At 41.2% G+C, this 19,312-nt stretch carries 23 protein-coding genes; 15 read left to right on the top strand and 8 right to left on the bottom strand.

Features of this window, described 5'->3' with window-relative positions; genetic code table 11:
• Window positions 1–138: 138 nt before the first annotated feature.
• From VB693_RS09960 to VB693_RS09940, 5 genes are all read left to right on the top strand, one after another.
• A complete protein-coding gene (locus tag VB693_RS09960) occupies window positions 139–1,119 on the top strand; it encodes an NAD(P)-dependent alcohol dehydrogenase (RefSeq protein WP_323266115.1) in 981 nt (326 codons plus the stop codon).
• Between the two features lie 170 nt (window positions 1,120–1,289).
• A complete protein-coding gene (locus VB693_RS09955; RefSeq protein ID WP_323266114.1) occupies window positions 1,290–1,442 on the top strand; it encodes a BrnT family toxin in 153 nt (50 codons plus the stop codon).
• Between the two features lie 163 nt (window positions 1,443–1,605).
• On the top strand, window positions 1,606–1,773 hold the full coding sequence (locus VB693_RS09950; protein WP_323266121.1) for a BrnT family toxin: 168 nt from the start codon (window positions 1,606–1,608) through the stop codon (window positions 1,771–1,773).
• Window positions 1,754–1,999: a hypothetical protein gene (locus tag VB693_RS09945; protein ID WP_193889014.1), complete on the top strand. Its 246-nt coding sequence runs from the start codon at window positions 1,754–1,756 to the stop codon at window positions 1,997–1,999. Before VB693_RS09950 ends, VB693_RS09945 begins: the two co-directional genes overlap by 20 nt.
• A gap of 198 nt (window positions 2,000–2,197) precedes the next feature.
• The gene (locus VB693_RS09940) at window positions 2,198–2,344 is read left to right on the top strand and encodes a hypothetical protein (RefSeq protein WP_323266113.1); all 147 of its coding nucleotides are present in this window, start codon (window positions 2,198–2,200) and stop codon (window positions 2,342–2,344) included.
• On the opposite strand, the gene VB693_RS09935 is transcribed toward VB693_RS09940, so the two are convergent.
• Window positions 2,337–2,828 (bottom strand): ISAzo13-like element transposase-related protein, encoded by a 492-nt coding sequence (locus tag VB693_RS09935; protein ID WP_323266112.1) that lies wholly within the window; start codon window positions 2,826–2,828, stop codon window positions 2,337–2,339. The two genes, VB693_RS09940 and VB693_RS09935, sit on opposite strands and share 8 nt — an antisense overlap.
• A 126-nt stretch (window positions 2,829–2,954) precedes the next feature.
• Window positions 2,955–3,455, bottom strand: coding sequence for a sterol desaturase family protein (locus tag VB693_RS09930; RefSeq protein WP_323266111.1), 501 nt, complete (start codon window positions 3,453–3,455; stop codon window positions 2,955–2,957).
• Between the two features lie 428 nt (window positions 3,456–3,883).
• Here VB693_RS09930 and VB693_RS09925 point away from each other — a divergent pair, with 428 nt between their 5' ends.
• Window positions 3,884–4,588, top strand: a complete 705-nt coding sequence (locus tag VB693_RS09925; RefSeq protein ID WP_323266110.1) for a haloacid dehalogenase type II — start codon at window positions 3,884–3,886, stop codon at window positions 4,586–4,588.
• Window positions 4,589–4,687: 99 nt separating this feature from the next.
• Here the strand turns inward: VB693_RS09925 and VB693_RS09920 are convergent, their stop codons facing one another.
• Window positions 4,688–4,840, bottom strand: a complete 153-nt coding sequence (locus VB693_RS09920) for a hypothetical protein (protein ID WP_190708879.1) — start codon at window positions 4,838–4,840, stop codon at window positions 4,688–4,690.
• Between the two features lie 457 nt (window positions 4,841–5,297).
• Between VB693_RS09920 and VB693_RS09915 the strand changes: the two genes are divergently transcribed.
• From VB693_RS09915 to VB693_RS09900, 4 genes are read left to right on the top strand one after another with little or no spacing between them, the layout of a single operon-like run.
• Window positions 5,298–6,680 carry a nicotinate phosphoribosyltransferase gene (locus VB693_RS09915; RefSeq protein ID WP_323266109.1) on the top strand — a complete coding sequence of 461 codons (1,383 nt, stop codon included), beginning with the start codon at window positions 5,298–5,300 and terminating at the stop codon, window positions 6,678–6,680.
• 45 nt (window positions 6,681–6,725) lie between these two features.
• On the top strand, window positions 6,726–7,328 hold the full coding sequence (locus VB693_RS09910; protein WP_323266108.1) for a nicotinate-nucleotide adenylyltransferase: 603 nt from the start codon (window positions 6,726–6,728) through the stop codon (window positions 7,326–7,328).
• Entirely contained in the window at window positions 7,289–8,035 is a 747-nt protein-coding gene (locus VB693_RS09905; protein ID WP_190708885.1) for an NUDIX hydrolase, read from the top strand. Before VB693_RS09910 ends, VB693_RS09905 begins: the two co-directional genes overlap by 40 nt.
• Before the next feature lie 37 nt (window positions 8,036–8,072).
• A complete protein-coding gene (locus VB693_RS09900) occupies window positions 8,073–9,782 on the top strand; it encodes an NAD+ synthase (protein ID WP_323266107.1) in 1,710 nt (569 codons plus the stop codon).
• 106 nt (window positions 9,783–9,888) lie between these two features.
• On the opposite strand, the gene VB693_RS09895 is transcribed toward VB693_RS09900, so the two are convergent.
• From VB693_RS09895 to VB693_RS09880, 3 genes are all read right to left on the bottom strand, one after another.
• Entirely contained in the window at window positions 9,889–10,446 is a 558-nt protein-coding gene (locus tag VB693_RS09895) for a DUF4231 domain-containing protein (protein ID WP_323266106.1), read from the bottom strand.
• 3 nt (window positions 10,447–10,449) lie between these two features.
• Entirely contained in the window at window positions 10,450–11,202 is a 753-nt protein-coding gene (locus tag VB693_RS09890; RefSeq protein WP_323266105.1) for a hypothetical protein, read from the bottom strand.
• Between the two features lie 388 nt (window positions 11,203–11,590).
• Window positions 11,591–12,271 (bottom strand): tetratricopeptide repeat protein, encoded by a 681-nt coding sequence (locus VB693_RS09880; RefSeq protein ID WP_323266104.1) that lies wholly within the window; start codon window positions 12,269–12,271, stop codon window positions 11,591–11,593.
• A 513-nt stretch (window positions 12,272–12,784) separates the two neighbouring features.
• Between VB693_RS09880 and VB693_RS09875 the strand changes: the two genes are divergently transcribed.
• Both VB693_RS09875 and VB693_RS09870 read left to right on the top strand, forming a co-directional pair.
• On the top strand, window positions 12,785–13,111 hold the full coding sequence (locus tag VB693_RS09875; protein WP_323266103.1) for a YbjQ family protein: 327 nt from the start codon (window positions 12,785–12,787) through the stop codon (window positions 13,109–13,111).
• Window positions 13,112–13,567: 456 nt separating this feature from the next.
• On the top strand, window positions 13,568–14,212 hold the full coding sequence (locus VB693_RS09870; RefSeq protein WP_323266102.1) for a hypothetical protein: 645 nt from the start codon (window positions 13,568–13,570) through the stop codon (window positions 14,210–14,212).
• Between the two features lie 113 nt (window positions 14,213–14,325).
• On the opposite strand, the gene VB693_RS09865 is transcribed toward VB693_RS09870, so the two are convergent.
• Together VB693_RS09865 and sufR are read right to left on the bottom strand one after the other, a co-directional pair.
• Window positions 14,326–14,586 carry a hypothetical protein gene (locus VB693_RS09865; protein WP_323266101.1) on the bottom strand — a complete coding sequence of 87 codons (261 nt, stop codon included), beginning with the start codon at window positions 14,584–14,586 and terminating at the stop codon, window positions 14,326–14,328.
• Between the two features lie 127 nt (window positions 14,587–14,713).
• Window positions 14,714–15,382: an iron-sulfur cluster biosynthesis transcriptional regulator SufR gene (gene sufR, locus VB693_RS09860; RefSeq protein ID WP_323266100.1), complete on the bottom strand. Its 669-nt coding sequence runs from the start codon at window positions 15,380–15,382 to the stop codon at window positions 14,714–14,716.
• A gap of 225 nt (window positions 15,383–15,607) precedes the next feature.
• On the opposite strand from sufR, the gene sufB reads away from it, so the two are divergent.
• From sufB to sufD, 3 genes are all read left to right on the top strand, one after another.
• On the top strand, window positions 15,608–17,047 hold the full coding sequence (gene sufB, locus VB693_RS09855) for a Fe-S cluster assembly protein SufB (RefSeq protein ID WP_323266099.1): 1,440 nt from the start codon (window positions 15,608–15,610) through the stop codon (window positions 17,045–17,047).
• 71 nt (window positions 17,048–17,118) lie between these two features.
• Entirely contained in the window at window positions 17,119–17,907 is a 789-nt protein-coding gene (sufC, locus tag VB693_RS09850) for a Fe-S cluster assembly ATPase SufC (RefSeq protein ID WP_323266098.1), read from the top strand.
• Window positions 17,907–19,274, top strand: coding sequence for a Fe-S cluster assembly protein SufD (sufD, locus tag VB693_RS09845; RefSeq protein ID WP_323266097.1), 1,368 nt, complete (start codon window positions 17,907–17,909; stop codon window positions 19,272–19,274). The genes sufC and sufD overlap by 1 nt, the downstream gene beginning before the upstream one ends.
• The last annotated feature ends 38 nt before the right edge of the window (window positions 19,275–19,312 follow it).

Raw genomic sequence — 19,312 nt, 5'->3', positions numbered from 1 at the left:
ATTAAATTTGATTGAAATTTTGTGGCGGTTTATTAAGTATCAATGGATTGAAATTGATTAATAAATAGTTATGTTTCGCAAACTCATTGGATAGGAGATCGTAGTGAACTACACTAAAGCTATCTTTGAGGAGAATTAATGAAAGCGATCGTATGTGCAGAGTATGGATCTCCTGATGTTATGCAGTTCAAGGAGGTAGAGAAACCTACTCCCAAAGAGAACGAGGTGCTAATTAAAATATATGCGACCACAGTAACGTCAGCAGATATACGTATCCGAAAGGCTGACCCATTCCCGATAAGATTTTTCTACGGTTTCACAAGACCTAAAAACAACACAATACTAGGGTCGGAGCTAGCCGGAGAAATTGAAGCAGTTGGCAAAAACGTAAAACAATTCAAAGTAGGCGACTCAGTATTTGCCGGTGCAGGAATCAGTCTTGGTGCCAATGCCGAGTACATTTGTCTTTCTGAAGAAGGGGCGGTTGCGATAAAGCCTACCAATATGAGCTATGAGGAAGCTGCTGCTATTCCTTTTGGGGCAACAACCTCACTGTTTTTCCTGAGAGACAAGGGAAAGATTCAGAGCGGACAGAAAGTTTTGATCTATGGGGCTTCTGGAGCATTAGGTATGGCTGCCGTACAGCTTGCCAAGTTCTTTGGGGCACAAGTGACTGGGGTATGTAGCACCGCGAAGTTGGAATTGGTCAAGTCTCTGGGAGCTGACAACGTTATTGACTACACCAAAGAGGATTTTACTCAAAGCGGTAAGACCTACGATATTATTTTTGACACAACTGGCAAAAGTCTATTTTCAGGTTGTCTAAGCTCACTGAAGAATAATGGATTCTATCTCAGAGCGGTTCATATAAATCCATCTCCGATACTCCGAGGGCTGTGGACTACAATTACAAGCAGCAAGAAAGTAAGAGGTGGGGTAGCAATTGAGCGTAAAGAGGATCTGATTTTTCTCAAAGAGTTAATTGAGATGGGGAGAATGAAGTCGGTCATAGATAGGTGTTATCCACTAGAACAGACTGCCGAGGCTCACAGGTACGTCGAACAAGGACACAAGAAAGGAAATGTAGTCATTACTGTGGAGCAAAGCAACACAACCTAACAACGCCTATGCACACCGCCGCCGAAAGTTAATCGGTTATGTTGCAGAGATTATCTGCGGCGGGTGATGGGCAACGTTAAACATCTTTGAGAAAAGCGATCGCTACCACCGAATACAACCTTGATAAATAAAAGTGTGTGTGATGAAAGGCGATCGCTTATGATTAGGACATGGAATTTGAGTGGGATGAGTCAAAAGCAGCTACTAACCTCAAGAAGTACAGTGTCAGCTTTGAAGAAGCCAAGACTGTCTTCGATAATGTGCTAGCAGTGATTTTTGATGATGAAGCTCACTCAGGGCAAACGCATCTAAATTACTCTTGATCACAACGAAGGTTAAAAACCAATGAAAAAATGAGGATTTCGCGTTTGATTATTTTTTAAGCCCCAAGTAATCGCCAAATATTTTCGCAATAAGCAAGGACTAATGACATTGTTTTTAAGTATATTCTCAATAGATGTTGCTTGTTGACATGATGCGGCCGCCCTGGAAGCTCACTCAGTGGGTGAGAAGCGAGAGATTATTATTGGGCATTCTCAAAACAATCGCTTGCTAATAATTTCTTTCACAGAACACCTTAACGCCATTCGTATTATCAGTGCCCGTTTCGCCACTCGAAGAGAGCGTGAAGATTATGAGCAAAACGCCTTTTGAAGAGTCACAAAATGCAAATGATGAGCTTCTAGGTGAGTACCACTTTGATTATAAAAAGGCAAAGCCAAATCGTTTTGCAACTCGTGATGGAAAGCAACTATTAAAAGTTGTGGTTTTAGATGAAGATGTTGCTCAAGTTTTTACAACGCCAGAATCTGTTAATAAGGTACTCAGGGCATTAATTAAGTCGATGCCAAAATCTGCAAATGGTGACGACACAGCCTGACGAACCATAACATACATCCCTCTCCCCATCCAAATATCCTCATCTAAAACTAAATCCGATCGCCTCCCTCAGTCGTCATATTATATAGACGGCTTTTTTTAGCAAACATATCTCTATGTACGTTGTGGAGCGAGGTGATGACAGAAAAAGTATGCAAAACTAGCGACTGTATTAGTTTAGATATGGGTTAAAAATCGCATGGAGCCTAAACAATCCCAGTCGAATTTAACAGGGCTTACCGATGTGACGGATGAAGCTTTATTTGTGGCTCTCAAAAATGGCGATTCGGCAGCATTAAGTATTTTGTTCAATCGTCATGGTCGCTTAGGATCATGGATTAAATAACCTGTAACTCTGGTTGAGCGGTGTAATTCCATTGCGGCAAGAATTCATCAAAAACAATCTTCATATTTGATTTGAAGTCAAGAGCCACTTTTCGGCCCGTTTGATAGGTTTTATCGAGAATCGTCGTAAACACTTTGAGTCCTGTACGAGTGGTTGCCGTTGCCATGAGGTCTTTTACAGTCTGGACACTCTCAAAAATCACCCCGTGACACACGCGAGAAATATGAGGAAACAAACGATGCTCAATCGGATTGTACTTGGAGGTATAGGGCGGATAATGAGCAATGCGAATTTCGATACCCAGTTCATTAACTAACGCCTGTAAGTCCTGTTTGAAGATGTAATAGCGAGAGCTATTGCTACCGCCCCCATCACATAAAATTACGAACAGCGATTTGAATTTGATCCAGTTAGTGGTACTGCGAAAAACTTTTGATGACGCTTTCAGGTATATCACCTTTTTCTTGAACAACTCACGGATCACTCCTTCTGCTATAAAAAATAAGATACTCTACTGCTTGTATCTTCTTATTTGCTGTACCTACCTTTTCTAGGGGGTCTTACCCCCTATTCGCCAGATGTATCCTAGAAACAGTCGGGTATCTTATTTTTAAATCCGCGAGTAACGTCCATTTAACCTTAGTAGTCTCAGCCAGCGTAACCACATCTGTGCAGGTTTTTCAAAAAAGGTAAAGATATCGCCAAAACCTAGATTTGTTTTTTGGTGATGTAACCAGTGTTTTTCAGGCGTGGTGATAAACAAAATTTGGCACAAAAAATTGATGGGTTTTGGAGTTTGCCAGCCTAAGACACTAATATGTCTCCACCACACATGAAATTGACCAAATAATAAGCCCAAAACAACGCCAATGGGAGAGAAAGACCATAAAATTACAGCTACTAATATATATGGTAAAGCTCCCAAAATTCCATCTAAAAGCACCTGAAGATTCAATGTCAAAATTGCATAGTGACGAAAGTCTTTCTTCCATGAATGGTGTGTTTTCAGATGGAGGCTACCAAAAACGTGTTCAGGTACATGGTAAACAAATGTCGATAAAAAATCACCAAGAAACAATAACAACCAGGTAATAGCGATAGCCTCAAGCATTTTTATTCCTCAATTTCAGTAAAAAAACACCACAAAAAAAGACCTTGCTCAATGCAGATACTGAGCTTCACAAATGATTCAGAATTGCCATAGCTTAATTTGGCTCAATGTAAAAGTAACGGAGAAGGTTGCAGTTTTATGAATCTACAATCCTCAATGCAGAGAATAGTAACTTTTGTGAGCCTGTGATTTTACTTTTAGCTTTGCTCTGATGAAATTTGTACATCTAAAGAGTGATAGATTTGCCGTAATATATTGTTGTTACTCCCCAATCTTCTGACGAAGCGATACACTATAAGCAAAGAATGAGTTAAAAATAGTACAAATTTAGGTTAAGATTTTCTATGATATTCTTGAAGCTAGTATCAGTAAGATTTTTCTGTTGATTAACTAGATTTGCAACTATAACATCTACAATATTCAGATTTATGATTGAATTTAATCAATACAAAGCCATAACTTTCGATTGCTATGGCACACTCATTGATTGGGAAATGGGAATATTAACGGCACTTAAACCACTTTTAACTAATCATAATCTCAATTTAAATGAGAATCTAATTCTAGAATATTTTGCTGCATTTGAATCAGAATTAGAGCAGGGAGAATATATTAACTATCGAGAAGTTTTGAAGCAAGTAGTCCAAAAATTTGGTAAAAAATTTGCTTTTATGCCCACAGATACTGAAATAGATTCACTGGCTGATTCCATTCAGTATTGGCAGCCTTTTGCTGATACAATCGCAGCGTTAAAATTGCTCAAACAGAGGTTTAAGTTAGTAATTATCTCAAATATAGATGATGATTTGTTTGCTTTCTCTGCCAAGAAATTAGAAGTTGAATTTGATCAAATTATCACAGCACAGCAGATAAAAACCTATAAACCGTCTTTGCATAACTTCAGACAGGCAATTGAGAGAATCAACTTACCAAAAGAGCAAATATTACACGTTGCGGCTAGTGTGTATCATGATATTATTCCAGCCAAATCTTTAGGGTTATCAACAGTCTGGGTGAATCGTAGAGCAGGTAAACAAGGTTCTGGTGCTACTATTGCATCTATAGGTGAACCTGATTTAGAAGTCCCAGATTTGCAGACTTTGGTTAATTGTTTGTCAAACTTTGAGTTTTGAATTGTTAACGTGGTTTCTGCAAAAAATAAAAAACTCCATCCTCTTGTGGGTGGAGTTTCCCGCCGCTTTCAATAAACAGATGATGGGTTGCACTACTATTTACCAACTTTCAGCAGAACCCTTTTTGTAAGGCTCACCCGTAAAAGGTTGTACGCCAGTATTAGGATAAGCATCATCGGTAGGGCCAAATATTCGCATTGCAGCTTCAGAAATATACTGAGTAATGCTAGCAATTATTCTGGAAATAGCCATAATATTTAGACTCCTTTTCGAGTCAATTTATCTTGGTTTTTCTACTCTAATGCTGATTATCTTATTTAGCTTGTGTTCTCAATATATTGATAAGATATGCAACACTTTGTCAGGTAGCTTTGCAATACTTCATCAGATCCAGAAGTTATTACTTTCTATGTCTATTCTAATCGGAAATTTCCAGTAAATACAAATGCTGTGATGGAAGTTAGTCCTCCGGATTGTTTGAGAAGTCAGGAATATTTGCTTTCACTTTATGTTTATATTTATTTACCTGAATATCAAGTTTTGATGAATTTAACCATTAAGAAAAGTTAATTAATAGTTTAAAATAGCATTGTAAGCCATGTAAACACGGCATTATCGTCATTAAAAACTTCTTACTTTTTATGCTTGACATTATTTATGGTAAATTCTACCATAATAAAAAGCACCATTCTTGTAAGGAAGCTCTGGTATGACACCTTTCCCTGTCTGGGATAGCCACCAGAAACCAAAATTAGATATCTCTGCGGCAGATTACAGCCTGCTGACTGACCTTTACCAGTTGACAATGACAGCTTGTTACACGGGTGAAGGTGTGGAACAACGGCGGGCTAGCTTTGAGTTATTCGTCAGGCGATCGCCAGAAGGTTTTGGCTATTTAATTGCGATGGGTTTGGCGCAAGCATTGGAATACTTAGAAAATCTGCGCTTTAGCTCTGAACAGATAGCGGCATTACAGGCAACAGGGATTTTTGCCCAAGCGAATCAACAATTTTGGTCATTACTGGCTGAGGGGCGATTTACTGGGGATGTGTGGGCAGTACCAGAAGGGACGGCTGTATTTGCCAACGAGCCATTTTTACGTGTAGAAGCCCCCCTATGGCAAGCGCAATTAGTCGAAACTTATCTATTAAATACACTCAATTACCAAACCCTGGTAGCTACTAAGGCGGCACGTCTGCGGGATGTCGCAGGTGAACAAGCTCGACTTTTGGAATTTGGCACAAGACGGGCATTTAGTCCCCAAGCCTCATTATGGGCAGCAAGGGCAGCTTTAGCAGGGGGTTTAGATGCTACCTCCAATGTGTTAGCCGCACTGCAACTGGGTGAACGGCCTAGTGGGACGATGGCTCACGCCTTGGTTATGGCATTGTCAGCAATGGAAGGCAGTGAAGAAGAAGCCTTTACAGCATTTCATCGTTATTTTCCCGGTGCGCCATTGTTGATTGATACTTACGATACCGTCGCGGCGGCACAAAACTTAGCAGAAAAAGTCAATGCCGGCAAGATGGAATTAACAGGGGTAAGGTTAGACTCTGGAGACTTGGTGACATTATCAAAACAAGTGCGATCGCTCCTACCAGGGGTGACAATTTTCGCTAGCGGTGACTTAGACGAGTGGGAAATTGCCAGACTTAAAGCCGCCGGCGCAGAAATTGATGGCTATGGACTAGGTACAAAATTAGTTACAGGTTCACCGGTAAACGGAGTTTATAAACTCGTAGAAATTGACGGTATCCCTGTGATGAAAAAGTCCAGTGGTAAAACTACCTATCCAGGACGCAAGCAAATTTTTCGGTCATTTACGGGAGATCAAGTCAAAGCCGACAGATTGGGATTAATGACAGACACTCCCCTGTCTACAGAAAAACCCTTATTGGAATTAGTAGTCAAAGAAGGTCAAAGACTGCAACTACCAGAAACCTTAGCCGCAATTCGCCAACGTACAGCCGCTTCGGTAGCAAGTCTACCAGAAAAAACTAGAGAACTAGAGCATCCTATTGCCTTACCCGTGGAAATTTCCCCCACGTTGGCAGAGTTGACGGAAAAAACAATTGAGGGTGTAAGGGTTTGACTGAGTGACTGTTGACTGATGACTCAATGACTAATAACTAAAACCATGCAAAAAATTGCTTTATTTGGTACTAGTGCCGATCCGCCAACAGCAGGACATCAAAAGATTCTGCGGTGGTTGTCTGAGCGTTATGATTGGGTAGCGGTGTGGGCTGCGGATAATCCTTTTAAATCTCATCAAACACAGTTAGCACATCGGGCGGCGATGTTGCGGTTGTTGATTACAGATATAGAAGCACCCAGGCAGAATATTGCTTTAGAACAGGAGTTAAGTAGCTTTAGAACCTTAGAAACATTAGATAAAGCGAAATCCCGTTGGGGTGAGGACACTGAATACACTTTAGTAATTGGTTCAGATTTATTGCATCAGCTACCGCGCTGGTATCGAGTTGAAGATTTATTACAGCAAGTGCAACTGTTGATTGTGCCACGACCGGGATATGAGATAGATGAGTCTAGCTTAGAAGCCGTGGAAGCAGTGGAAGGAAAAATTGCGATCGCCAGTTTAACTGGTTTAGATGTATCCTCTTCTGCGTATCGTGAACACGGAAACACCGAAGCCCTTATTCCCCCTATTGCTGCTTATATTAATCAACAGCATTTGTACAAATGCCCGGACGCAACAACAAAAAAATTTCAACTTCGTTAAATCAACAACCTTTGGCCGATTTCAAAGTTGGTGTTGATAATGTAATTTTTTCTGTAGATACTGTGCAGAATCGCCTCTTAGTTCTGTTGGTAATGCGACAGCAAGAGCCATTTTTAAATCATTGGAGTCTTCCCGGTACTTTGGTACGTCAAGGAGAATCTCTAGAAGATGCAGCTTATCGCATTATGGCAGAGAAAATCAGAGTCAATAATCTTTATTTAGAACAGTTGTATACCTTTGGCGGGCCAGAACGTGACCCCAGGGAAGCAACTGGTAGTTATGGCGTGCGTTATTTATCAGTTAGTTATTTTGCTCTTGTCAGATTTGAAGAAGCAGAATTAATTGCTGATGGTGTAACTGGTATTGCTTGGTATCCAGTTAAGCAAGTGCCAAAATTAGCTTTTGACCATAATGAAATTTTGGCCTATGGTCATAGAAGGTTACGCAATAAATTAGAGTATAGTCCGGTAGCGTTTGAAGTATTACCGGAAATGTTCACTTTGAATGATTTATATCAGTTATACACCACAGTTTTAGGGGATAATTTCGCTGATTATTCAAATTTTCGAGCGCGTTTACTCAAGCTAGGATTCTTATCTGATACACGCATCAAAGTATCACGCGGCGCAGGTCGTCCAGCCAGTTTATATAAATTTGATGCCGAAGCCTTTGCACCCTTCAAAGACAAACCTTTAGTGTTTATCTAATTCGTAATTATGAATTACTGCAACTAATAACTAAACTATGAAAATTGCGATCGCTCAACTTAATCCTATAATTGGTGACTTGTCTGGTAATGCCCAAAAAATTCTGGATATGGCACAGCAAGCTGTTAAACAAGGGACACGGCTGTTGTTAACCCCAGAACTGTCTTTATGTGGCTATCCACCGAGGGATTTATTATTAAATCCTAGTTTTGTGGAAGCAATGAGTATTAATTTACAGCAATTAGCTAGAGATTTACCTGCTAATTTAGCTGTATTAGTCGGGACTGTAGAACAAAATTATCAAGCCCATATCACAGGCGGTAAAACTTTATATAACAGCATCGCTTTATTAGAGAATGGCAAAGTCAAGCAATTTTTTCATAAGCGACTATTGCCAACTTATGACGTATTTGATGAAAATCGTTACTTTGAAGCAGGACTGCAAGCTAATTATTTCACCCTAGATAATATTGATATCGGCGTAACAATTTGCGAAGATTTATGGAACGATGAGGAATTTTGGGGGAAACGCAATTATGCAGCTAATCCCATTGCTGACTTATCAATTTTAGGTGTAGATTTAATTGTAAATTTGTCGGCTTCACCCTACACAGTGGGTAAGCAACGCAGTCGAGAGGAAATGCTCAAGCATAGTGCAGTGCGTTTCCAGCAACCGATAATTTATACTAACCAAGTTGGCGGTAATGACGACTTAATTTTTGATGGTTGTAGCTTTGCGTTGAATCGTCAAGGTGAAGTCATGTGTCGCGCCAGTGGTTTTACTAGCGATTTATTAACAGTAGAATTTGATACAGCCCAACGGGATTTAAAATTAGGTTCTATTGTCCCAGCATACACCTCAGAAGACGAAGAAATTTGGCAAGCTTTAGTTTTGGGAGTGCGAGATTATGCCCAAAAGTGCCGTTTTTCTAAAATCCTCTTGGGTTTAAGCGGCGGGATAGATTCCTCAATAGTCGCAGCGATCGCCACCGCAGCCCTAGGTAAAGAAAATGTCCTCGGTGTACTGATGCCCTCTCCCTACAGTTCCGCACACTCCATCAGCGATGCTTTAGCATTGGCTAAGAATTTGGGGATACAAACCCAAACTATACCCATAGGCGAATTGATGCACAGTTTTGACAACAGCTTGGCTGATTTGTTCGCAGGGACAGAGTTTGGTATCGCTGAGGAAAATATCCAATCCCGGATTCGGGGTAACTTATTAATGGCGATCGCTAATAAATTTGGCTATCTCTTATTATCTACCGGCAATAAGTCAGAAATGGCAGTGGGTTACTGCACCCTCTACGGTGATATGAATGGCGGGTTAGCAGTAATTGCAGACGTTCCTAAAACCCGCGTCTACTCACTGTGTAATTGGCTAAACTACAACGGTGAAATCATTCCCCAAAACGTTATTACCAAAGCACCAAGCGCAGAACTTAAACCTGGACAAGTTGACCAAGACTCCCTACCACCCTACGAAATTTTAGACGATATTCTACAACGTCTAATTAATGAACACCAATCAGTAGCGCAAATCGTCGCCGCCGGTCATGATTCTACAGTCGTAGACAGAATCATCCAAATGCTAGCAAGGGCAGAATTTAAACGCCGACAAGCACCCCCAGGACTCAAAATCACCGACCGCGCCTTTGGTACAGGCTGGCGAATGCCTATTGCTAGTGACTGGAGTGCGATTAAAAACAATTATCCAGCTAAAACAGTGTCTACTTCTACCGTTTAAACGCAAAGTATCGCGGAGGTTCACGCAGAGTAACACAGAGTTTTTTCTGCTCTTCTCTGCGCCTCTGCGTGAGCTTTAAAAATATTCTTCAACACTACCCAAATCTTTAAATATTTTTATCTTCTAACTCTGGCTGTTCCTCCTTTTTCTCCTGGACAACCTGAGTAGAATAAATCTCAACATCGCGCTGAATAATATCTTCTATCTGACCCGCAAAGACATTAAAAGCCTCATCATGATTGGTATAGTTCCGATAAACCCCTGTTAATTGCGAAAACTGCCAAGCTTGAGTTTTGAGAGATTCAGATGTCCGCCGATAGTGCCGCCAACGTTCTCCATAGTGAAAAAACTCTTCAATAGCGGCACTCATTGCTACTACTTGACTAATGCCGAAAGTTGACCAAAATATAACCTCTTTAACTTTGACATTACCACTATTGAAACTAATTAAAGCTGGAAGAATCACCCCGCCAATAATAGTTGTGAGCCTTAAAAAATAGTAGCGATCGCGTGAATGATTTGCCTTCCCTTCCATCCACAGTAATTGATCTAACCAGCGCGATCGCAAAAAATGTTTCTGTACTTCTCCTAGTTTTAGACTATCAAATAATTGATTAAAATCTTGCTTTAAAAATTCTTGATAATTATCCTTTTTCTTAGCCATTTTTCATTTTGAGGTAGAAAGCACACTCTTAATTATTTCGGCTAAACTCTCAAATCCTGCTTCTGAGTCAAATAAATTAATGTAGTGTAATATACCAGATTTAGCTAATTCTATAGCCCTTATATCTGTATCCTCTCCATGCAATGCACCTGCTAGTATATCTGCGGTTCTACCACTACCAGCCATCACAATCACTAACCTTTTAGCATTCACATTCTGTAAAGCATCCTCAAAAGTAATCTCACCACCATTTATAAGTATGGTTACGGAAGGTGAGCCATTAGCCAACATAGTTGCTAATTGAGCTAACCAAGGAGATTCATCACCCCAATTGCTACCCGGAACAAAAATAAAATGACTATGGTTCGGTTCTAGAGAAGTGGAATCAGCAGGCGGTTCTAAAGAATTAGGTAAAGCAACTTTACTTAGAGGTGCTACACCAATCAAAGCAAATTTAGCACCGATTTTAGTTCGCGCCTCACCCATCAAGCGCATCACTCCCGCATCAGTACCCCCATCCACAACATAAGCATCTAAATTTTCTGCTAGGGGAGCTAAAACTTCTATAAATAACCGTTGAATTTGCAGAAACTCTGCTTCAGACATCTTACTTGCTCCCCCCACAACTACTAAAGTAGGTCGTGCAACGTTTAACCCCATTTCCTTTAAAGCTTGGGGTAATTCCGTTAGTTGCTGCACCTGAGTAGCAGATGCTATTTGCCCATTATTAAAGCTAAGTTGCAGAAGTTTCTCCATCACTGTATTTTTGAGGGTTTGTAGTAAGGACTTTAGTCCTGATGTTTTTAAGCACTAAAGTGCTTACTACAAACTTTAATTGCTAACGAATCATTATTTTGGATGAGGTCGAGTTTTTATCTAAACTAAGACGCATTGGGATTGTGGATGCTGCTAAACTCATCTCTAGCTGCGTTCAGTTCACGGTGAAGGTTTAGCATTGAAGCAATTAGATATCAGCGCAGCCGGAGAAGATGGTGCGCGGCGTGGAAGTCTTGACTTTTCCCTTCTTTGGCAGAAATAAACAGTTATCTGAATCAACAGACAAGATAAAACGGGAATGATGGTGTGTTTTTCTAATTTAGAAGATATTTTTGTCAAAGTTACGGGACAACAATTAGATTAAATTTCATCCTCCTAACTGCTGCAACATCGCTTCTACTCTGGCTACCCCATCAGAGTCATTCCGCCGGCGATACAAGTCACGTGCTTTTTGCAATAAGTTGCTCGCTTGTTTGGTTTGGCGGCGTTGTTTATACATTGCAGCCATAAATTCATAGGTTTGAGCATTGTTCCTATCCAGCTTCATTGCTTCCTCAAATGCCCAGTTAGCTGCTGTGTAGTCTCCCATCCGTGATTGGGTGATACCTAATCCTATATAAGCGTTAATATTAGCTCTGTTGAGCTGTATGGCGCGGCGATACGCTTCTTTCGCGCCACGAGTATCGCCCATATTGCCTTTGATATAACCCACAGCATAGAGAAAATCACTATTGTTGGGGTCAATGGCGATCGCTCGACGGTATGATGCTAGTGCTGCCTGTAAATTTCCTTGTTGAGCATAGAGGTAGCCAATCCCAGAATGGATTTTAGCATTGCGATTGTCTAGTCCTGCAGCTCGTTGATAAATTGCGATCGCCCCATTATAATCACCAGCGTCTACTAGCCGCTTCCCTTCCTCCAACATTTGCTTTAATTCTGCTCTATTCGCTTGGGCTACCAAGGTCTGAGCCTGAGCCACAGAGGGAATACTCACAGCACCAGATCCCAATAACAAAATCCCAACTATAAGTGATATGCGTTTGTACACAGTAAATTCCCCTAAATTATAGTGAACTTTTTTCTTGTTCATTAAAACAAAAATTTTACTTTTTGAAAACTGTATTTGTCTACCTTCATAAAATATTAATAATCAGTATATTCCCTAGCCGTGCATAATGCCAAAAATCTGGGGTTTATACTGAGTCAAGCTATCATTGAAAAGCGACTAAATATACCATACTAATTAATTAGGCTGTTGGAATTTAGTTGTTTTTTAGAACCATTGTTTTATCTATTAAAAATTAAATTTTAAAAAGCTGTAAGTCTTGCTGAAACAGTCTTAAGCCTCAATCACCTGATATCATAACACTTGCTCATTCCCTCATGATGTATCGAATCTCTCTATTTATTACTTCCAAATTTCTCATGCTTTATGAGATATTTTTTAGATAAAATTCAGCCAAATAGTGGAAAGTGATTAAGGACACAGTATGCTACTCTAAAAACACTGTTAGTAAGAATACATAAGGATGAGCCAATCAGCCATCTATGAGGATAAGTTATGATTTTGACTACAACTGATGTAATTCAAGGCGGGGTAATTGACGCATATTTAGGTATTGTGACGGCGGAAGTTGTCTATGGTAGTAATTTCTTGCGGGATTTCTTAGCTGGCATTCGGGATGTAATTGGTGGACGTACAGGTAGCTACGAACGTCTATTTGAACAAGGACAAAAGAAAGCCATAGAAGAATTAGAACAACGCGCATTGCGTTTAGGTGCTAATGCTGTCATCGGTATCGAAATTGATACTGGTACTATTAATGTTGATCAGTCAGGGGTTTTGTTACTGATCACTGCCACAGGTACGGCGGTGAAATTACGTTAGTTAGCAGATGTAGAGACGTAGCATTACTACTGTCTCTACTGGCAATTTTCACAAATTGAAGAGAATTCCTCTATCTCTTTGGTTATAGTTTGGGAATAATTTATGAGCAGAAGGTTTTAGTTTGTATGATTAATTACTGGTATTTTAACCTTTATATTTTTGATTAAAAAGGCATAATGGCAAATTCTTGAAAAGCTGGATAATCTTAGAGAAAATAAATTTATAACATTCAACAAAAATATTTTAAAATAAAGATGAAAAGCAAAATTCAAGAATAAGTCACAAAATCAAAGTTTCTAAATATACATATTCCATATGACTCACGATAGAGAGAATAACTCTTTCTGCTGATAGATATTAAAATCTAAGATTCGCCATTTAATTTTAACGTAAGCATAAATATAACTAACCTAAGAGAACTTTGCTGAATAAATATAGCAAGGGAGAAAGTAGATTATGTCATACATAAATCGAGTAGGTGACGATGTTGTTCAGCCTGAACCTGCGGTGGTGGCTGGTAGACTAGGTGAGTATCATGACCGTGTGCGCTGGGGGCCAATAATTTCTGGTGTGTTAGTTGCTTTAGCTACACAGTTAATTTTGAGTTCCTTCTTTGCCGCTATTGGAGCAGGCACAATTGCCGGCTCAGGTGCGCCTAGAAGTATTACACCTGATGTTGCAGGTAATGTAGGGATTTGGTCAACTATTGCTTTGTTAATTTCCCTATTTGTTGGAGGTTGGGTGACAAGTCGCGCTTGTGGCCCCATGAACCGTAATACGGCTCTCCTCAACGGCGCAATTCTCTGGGCAACCACTTTAGCACTGAGTTCTTGGCTATTAGCAAGCGGTGTCTCCGGTGCTTTTGGCGTTGCTGCTTACAATGCTGGGGCGGTTATCAACCAAGTACAACAACCAGGAGGCGTTGTTATACCGCAGAACATACCTCAGTTAACTCCTGAACAAGCTCGTGATGTTGCTGCTGCTACTTCTAGGGCTTTATGGTGGTTTGTACTTGGTTCTTTGTTAGGTTTAGCTGCTGCTTTGATAGGTGCAACTGTTGGAGTTCGTAGCCCTCGAACCAGCGGCTACCATAATACTTAACAACTACAAACATCCAAAAAAATAAAAATATCATACTCGTTACTGGTTTGAACCTGGTAGCGAGTTTTTCTTAGATCAAAACTAGTACATGGTACTGCCAAATTTAAAATCATTTACCACTTCAAATAAGCAGTTTCTATTCCTTCCTCTCTGCGAATTTTACCGTCTTTTTCAAACCAATCGATTAATTGTTGTGTTGTTAAATCTTCCATAGCAACACTATACTCTTGAGCGATATGTTTTAAAAGTTTCAGTGAGGAAATTGTTAATCTTGCCAGAAATTTTTCGGGTGAAGATAAAAGGGCTGCATCTACTTTTGCTGATTCTTCTAACGTGAGGAATTGAGTTGATGATTGCTGTGGTGGGAAATCCATAACTTAAAATTAAATGTATATCAAAAGTTAGTTTTGGGTAATATTAGCCTCTAATTTGGTAAAACCCTTTACCAATTGGCTATAATTCATGACCTAAACTGAATATGATAAGCAATTTACCTGATTTTTATTTGCGGGCTTGGACTAGATAGCCGCAACGATGTTCGCCGTTGATTAGCCAATGGGTACGCTCAACTGTACAGTCTGGGAGAACAGCCGCAAACATTTCTAGTTCATGTCCGCAAACGCTAGGGAATGACTCAGCGACGTTAGAGATTGCACAATTATGTTCTATGAAGATAAACCGTTCCTCCTCTGTTGAATCAGGGGAATCTACAGGGTGATATTCCGCCATGAAACCTTCAGCTTTTCGTAGTGCGACTAAATTCGCTACCCGTTCTTGGAGTGAACCGTTACCGACGCGATCGCAATATTCTTGGGCTTTACGTTCCCACTGTTTTTGTAAAATTGACTTGAATTGCTCGTGTCCCATCGTTTCGGCTAAGGTGTCGAGGAGGGAAACGGCAAAATCACCGTGGCGATCGCTGGCTGATTTGTGTAGGCGATCGCGTCCTTGACGACTTAATTGATAAATGTGCTGTGGTCGCCCCATCCCAGCTTGTACAGTGGTTGAGTAGACAATTAACTCTTCCGCCTCCAAATCTTTGAGATGACGACGAATCGCTTGGGGGCTGACATCTAACATTTCTGCGAGATCAAAGGCCGTCGCCTGGGAGTTTTTTAGGAGATACTCTAGGATCTCTTGCTTAGTTGAGGACTGCTGAGTAGTCGCCATCTTAGTCCAAAAAATTTTTTGAGAAAATTTGACTTTGACAACATTGTTGTTGTTAATCTAGCGTACAATGTAAATACGTTAAACAACAACCATGTTGTTTTAGTCTATATTCTTATTGTAACAACCGTCTAACCACACGGTTAGACAAGATGGGAAGCGAGCCAACCCTAAGCCGTCTCCCATCCTTAAAGAGAACAAATTCCTGAACATAAGAGACCACTAGCGATGAGTGCTACTGTCAAAACCTTAGTCAACCAACCTTACAAGTACGGCTTTGTCACTGATATAGAAGCCGACACAATTCCGCGTGGACTAAACGAGGATGTTGTCCGCATAATCTCCGCCAAGAAGAATGAACCGGAGTTCATGCTGGAGTTTCGTCTCAGAGCTTACCGCCAGTGGCTAAAAATGACCGAGCCAACTTGGCCGAGCGTCACCTATCCACCTATCGACTATCAGAATATTATCTATTATTCTGCGCCAAAAAAGCAGAAAGCAAAACTCAACAGCTTAGATGAGGTAGATCCTACCCTCTTAGAAACCTTCGAGAAGTTAGGCATTTCTCTATCTGAGCAGAAACGTCTTGCCAACGTTGCGGTAGACGCGATTTTCGATAGCGTTTCCGTCGCCACCACCTTCAAGGAAAAACTCGCCGAAGATGGCGTAATCTTCTGCTCAATTTCCGAAGCACTGCAAGAACACCCAGAACTAATCAAAAAATATCTGGGTAGTGTTGTCCCCATTGCTGATAATTACTTCGCTGCCCTCAATGCGGCAGTTTTTAGTGATGGTTCTTTTGTCTATATTCCTAAAGGCGTAAAATGCCCAATGGAATTATCTACCTACTTCCGCATCAACTCCGGTGACACGGGACAATTTGAACGGACTTTGATTGTGGCTGAAGAAGGTAGCTACGTTTCCTACTTGGAAGGTTGCACCGCACCGATGTACGACAGCAACCAACTGCACGCGGCTGTAGTGGAACTCGTCGCCCTCGACAACGCCGAGATTAAATACTCCACCGTTCAAAACTGGTACGCCGGTGATGTTAACGGGAAAGGCGGGATTTACAACTTTGTCACCAAGCGCGGTTTGTGTCAAGGTGTGAATTCTAAAATTTCTTGGACACAAGTGGAAACTGGTTCAGCCATAACTTGGAAATATCCCAGCTGCGTATTAGTGGGTGATAACTCCGTTGGTGAATTCTACTCGGTGGCGTTGACAAACAATATGCAGCAAGCCGACACCGGTACGAAAATGATTCACATCGGGAAGAACACCCGCAGCACAATTATCTCTAAAGGAATCTCCGCAGGTAATTCTAGTAATAGTTACCGGGGTTTGGTGAAAGTTAATCCTAAAGCTGACGGGGCGCGTAACTATTCTCAGTGTGATTCGATGCTAATTGGGGATAATGCTCATGCTAATACTTTCCCTTATATTCAGGTACAGAATAACACTGGGAAGGTAGAACATGAAGCTTCTACTTCCAAAATTGGGGAAGATCAGCTATTTTACTTCGCTCAACGGGGCATTTCACCCGAAGATGCGATTTCTATGATGATTAGCGGCTTCTGTAAGGATGTCTTTAATCAGCTACCTATGGAATTTGCGGTGGAAGCCGATAAATTATTGAGCATGAAATTAGAAGGTAGTGTGGGTTAGTACCTTTGAATTTAAACGCAAAGGTACGCCAAGGTAAACGCAAAGGTACGCGGAGAGAGAAGAGAGAGAACATGATTGTTGAAAATAGTGCAGTTATTTTGTCGGTGAAGGATTTGACGGCTGAGGTTGATGGTACGCCAATTCTCAAGGGTGTGAATTTGGAAGTTCGGGCTGGTGAGGTTCACGCCATTATGGGGCCGAATGGTTCTGGGAAGAGTACCTTTTCTAAGGTGTTGTCGGGACATCCGGCTTATGCTGTGACTGGCGGGGAGATAATTTTTCAAGGGCAAAATTTGCTGGAACTAGAACCGGAGGAACGGGCTAGGGCTGGGGTATTTCTGGCGTTTCAATATCCTTTGGAAATTCCCGGTGTGAGTAATTTGGATTTCTTGCGGGTGGCTTATAATTCTCGTCGCAAGGCTCAAGGTTTGGAAGAGTTAGATGCTTTCGATTTTGATGACTTGATTGAGGAAAAGTTAGATGTGGTGAAGATGAATCCCTCTTTCCTGAATCGCAGTCTGAATGAAGGGTTTTCTGGCGGGGAGAAAAAGCGCAACGAAATTTTGCAGATGGCTCTACTAGAACCGAAGTTGGCAATTTTGGATGAGACGGATTCTGGCTTAGATATTGATGCACTCAAAATTGTGGCTAATGGGGTAAATCAACTGGCTAACCCAGAAAATGCCACGATTCTGATTACTCACTATCAACGGTTACTGGACTATATTATCCCCGACTTCGTACACGTCATGGCACGGGGACAAATTATCACTAGTGGTGGTAAAGAATTAGCACTGGAATTAGAATCTCGCGGTTATGACTGGCTGTTGGAAGAAACTGCGGTTGAGGTAGCTGTGTAATGTCTAGTAAAGTTTCTCCTAGTTCTATCCCTAACTCGGAAGTGGTGAGTTTGACATCTACTCTGTTAGATAGAGACGCTAATTTAGTGGCGTTGTTAAATCAGGTGACAGCACCAGCTACCACAGGGTGGTTACAGGAATTGCGCGATCGCGCGGCTAATTGGGTACGTCATGCAACTATTCCTACTACTCGTGAGGAAGAATGGCGGTTTACTGATTTGTCAGCGTTGCGTCAGGTGACGTTCAATCATGTAGAGCAAGCAACCTCTCCCGACATCACCGCGTTAACGTTACCGGAAGCAGGTAATAGTCGGTTGGTATTTGTCAATGGTGTTTACGCGCCGGAGTTATCAGCAGTTGCAGAGTTACCGACTGGTGTAGTTATAGGGAATTTATCTGCGTTACCTGTAACTGAGCAGGAGCGTGTACAACAACATTTAGCCCAAGCTGAGGGAGCATTAGAAGTATTTACAGCCCTCAACACGGCGGGAATATCTGATGTAGCAGTCGTATTGGTGGCAAAAAACGTAGTCGTTGATACACCCATTCATCTGTTATTTATTTCGGTTGCAGGTGAAACTGCGACTATTTCCCAACCCCGATGTTTGGTGGTGGCGGAAAGTGGTTCACAGGTAAATGTAATTGAAGAGTTTGTCGCGAACCCCCAAGGGGAAGAGCAAGTTTATCTCACCAATGCAGTTACGGAAATTGCGATCGCAGATAATGCCCATGTGAGTCACACTAGAATTGAGCAAGAAAGTAAACAGGCTTTTCATATTGGGAAAACTGCTATTACTCAAGCTCGTTATAGTCGCTATACTTGTCACGCCATCTCATTGGGTGGGAAAATATCACGGCATAACTTAGAGATTTTGCAAACTGGCGAACAAACCGAAACCACCCTCAACGGTTTGACAATGATTGCAGGCAACCAATTAGGAGATACTCACAGTGCGATCGCACTCAATCATCCCTATGGTACAAGCAAGCAACTACATAAATGTATTGTAGGCGATCGCGCTCACGCAGTCTTCAACGGTAAGGTTTTTGTACCCAAACCAGCCCAACTAACCGATGCAGCCCAGTTAAACCGCAACTTGCTGCTATCATCGAAAGCCAGAGTTGATACCAAACCCCAACTAGAAATCACCGCCGACAACGTAAAATGCGCTCACGGTGCAACAGTCAGCCAGTTAGAAGATGATGAAATATTCTATCTGCAAAGTCGGGGTATTGATGCCAACGACGCGCGGAAGTTATTAGTTAACGCCTTCGCCACCGAAATCATCAACCAAATCCCCGTCTCCTCATTGCGAGACAGATTGTTAAACACAGTCACTAGTTTTAAGTCATTAGCCAATGACTGAATAACTTGTAATTCGTAATTGATAAGTAGTAAAAAAAT

It is taken from the genome of Anabaena sp. UHCC 0399 (genome assembly GCF_034931465.1).
GTDB lineage: Bacteria > Cyanobacteriota > Cyanobacteriia > Cyanobacteriales > Nostocaceae > Trichormus > Trichormus minutissimus.
This window is presented reverse-complemented; position numbering and strand designations above follow the sequence as displayed.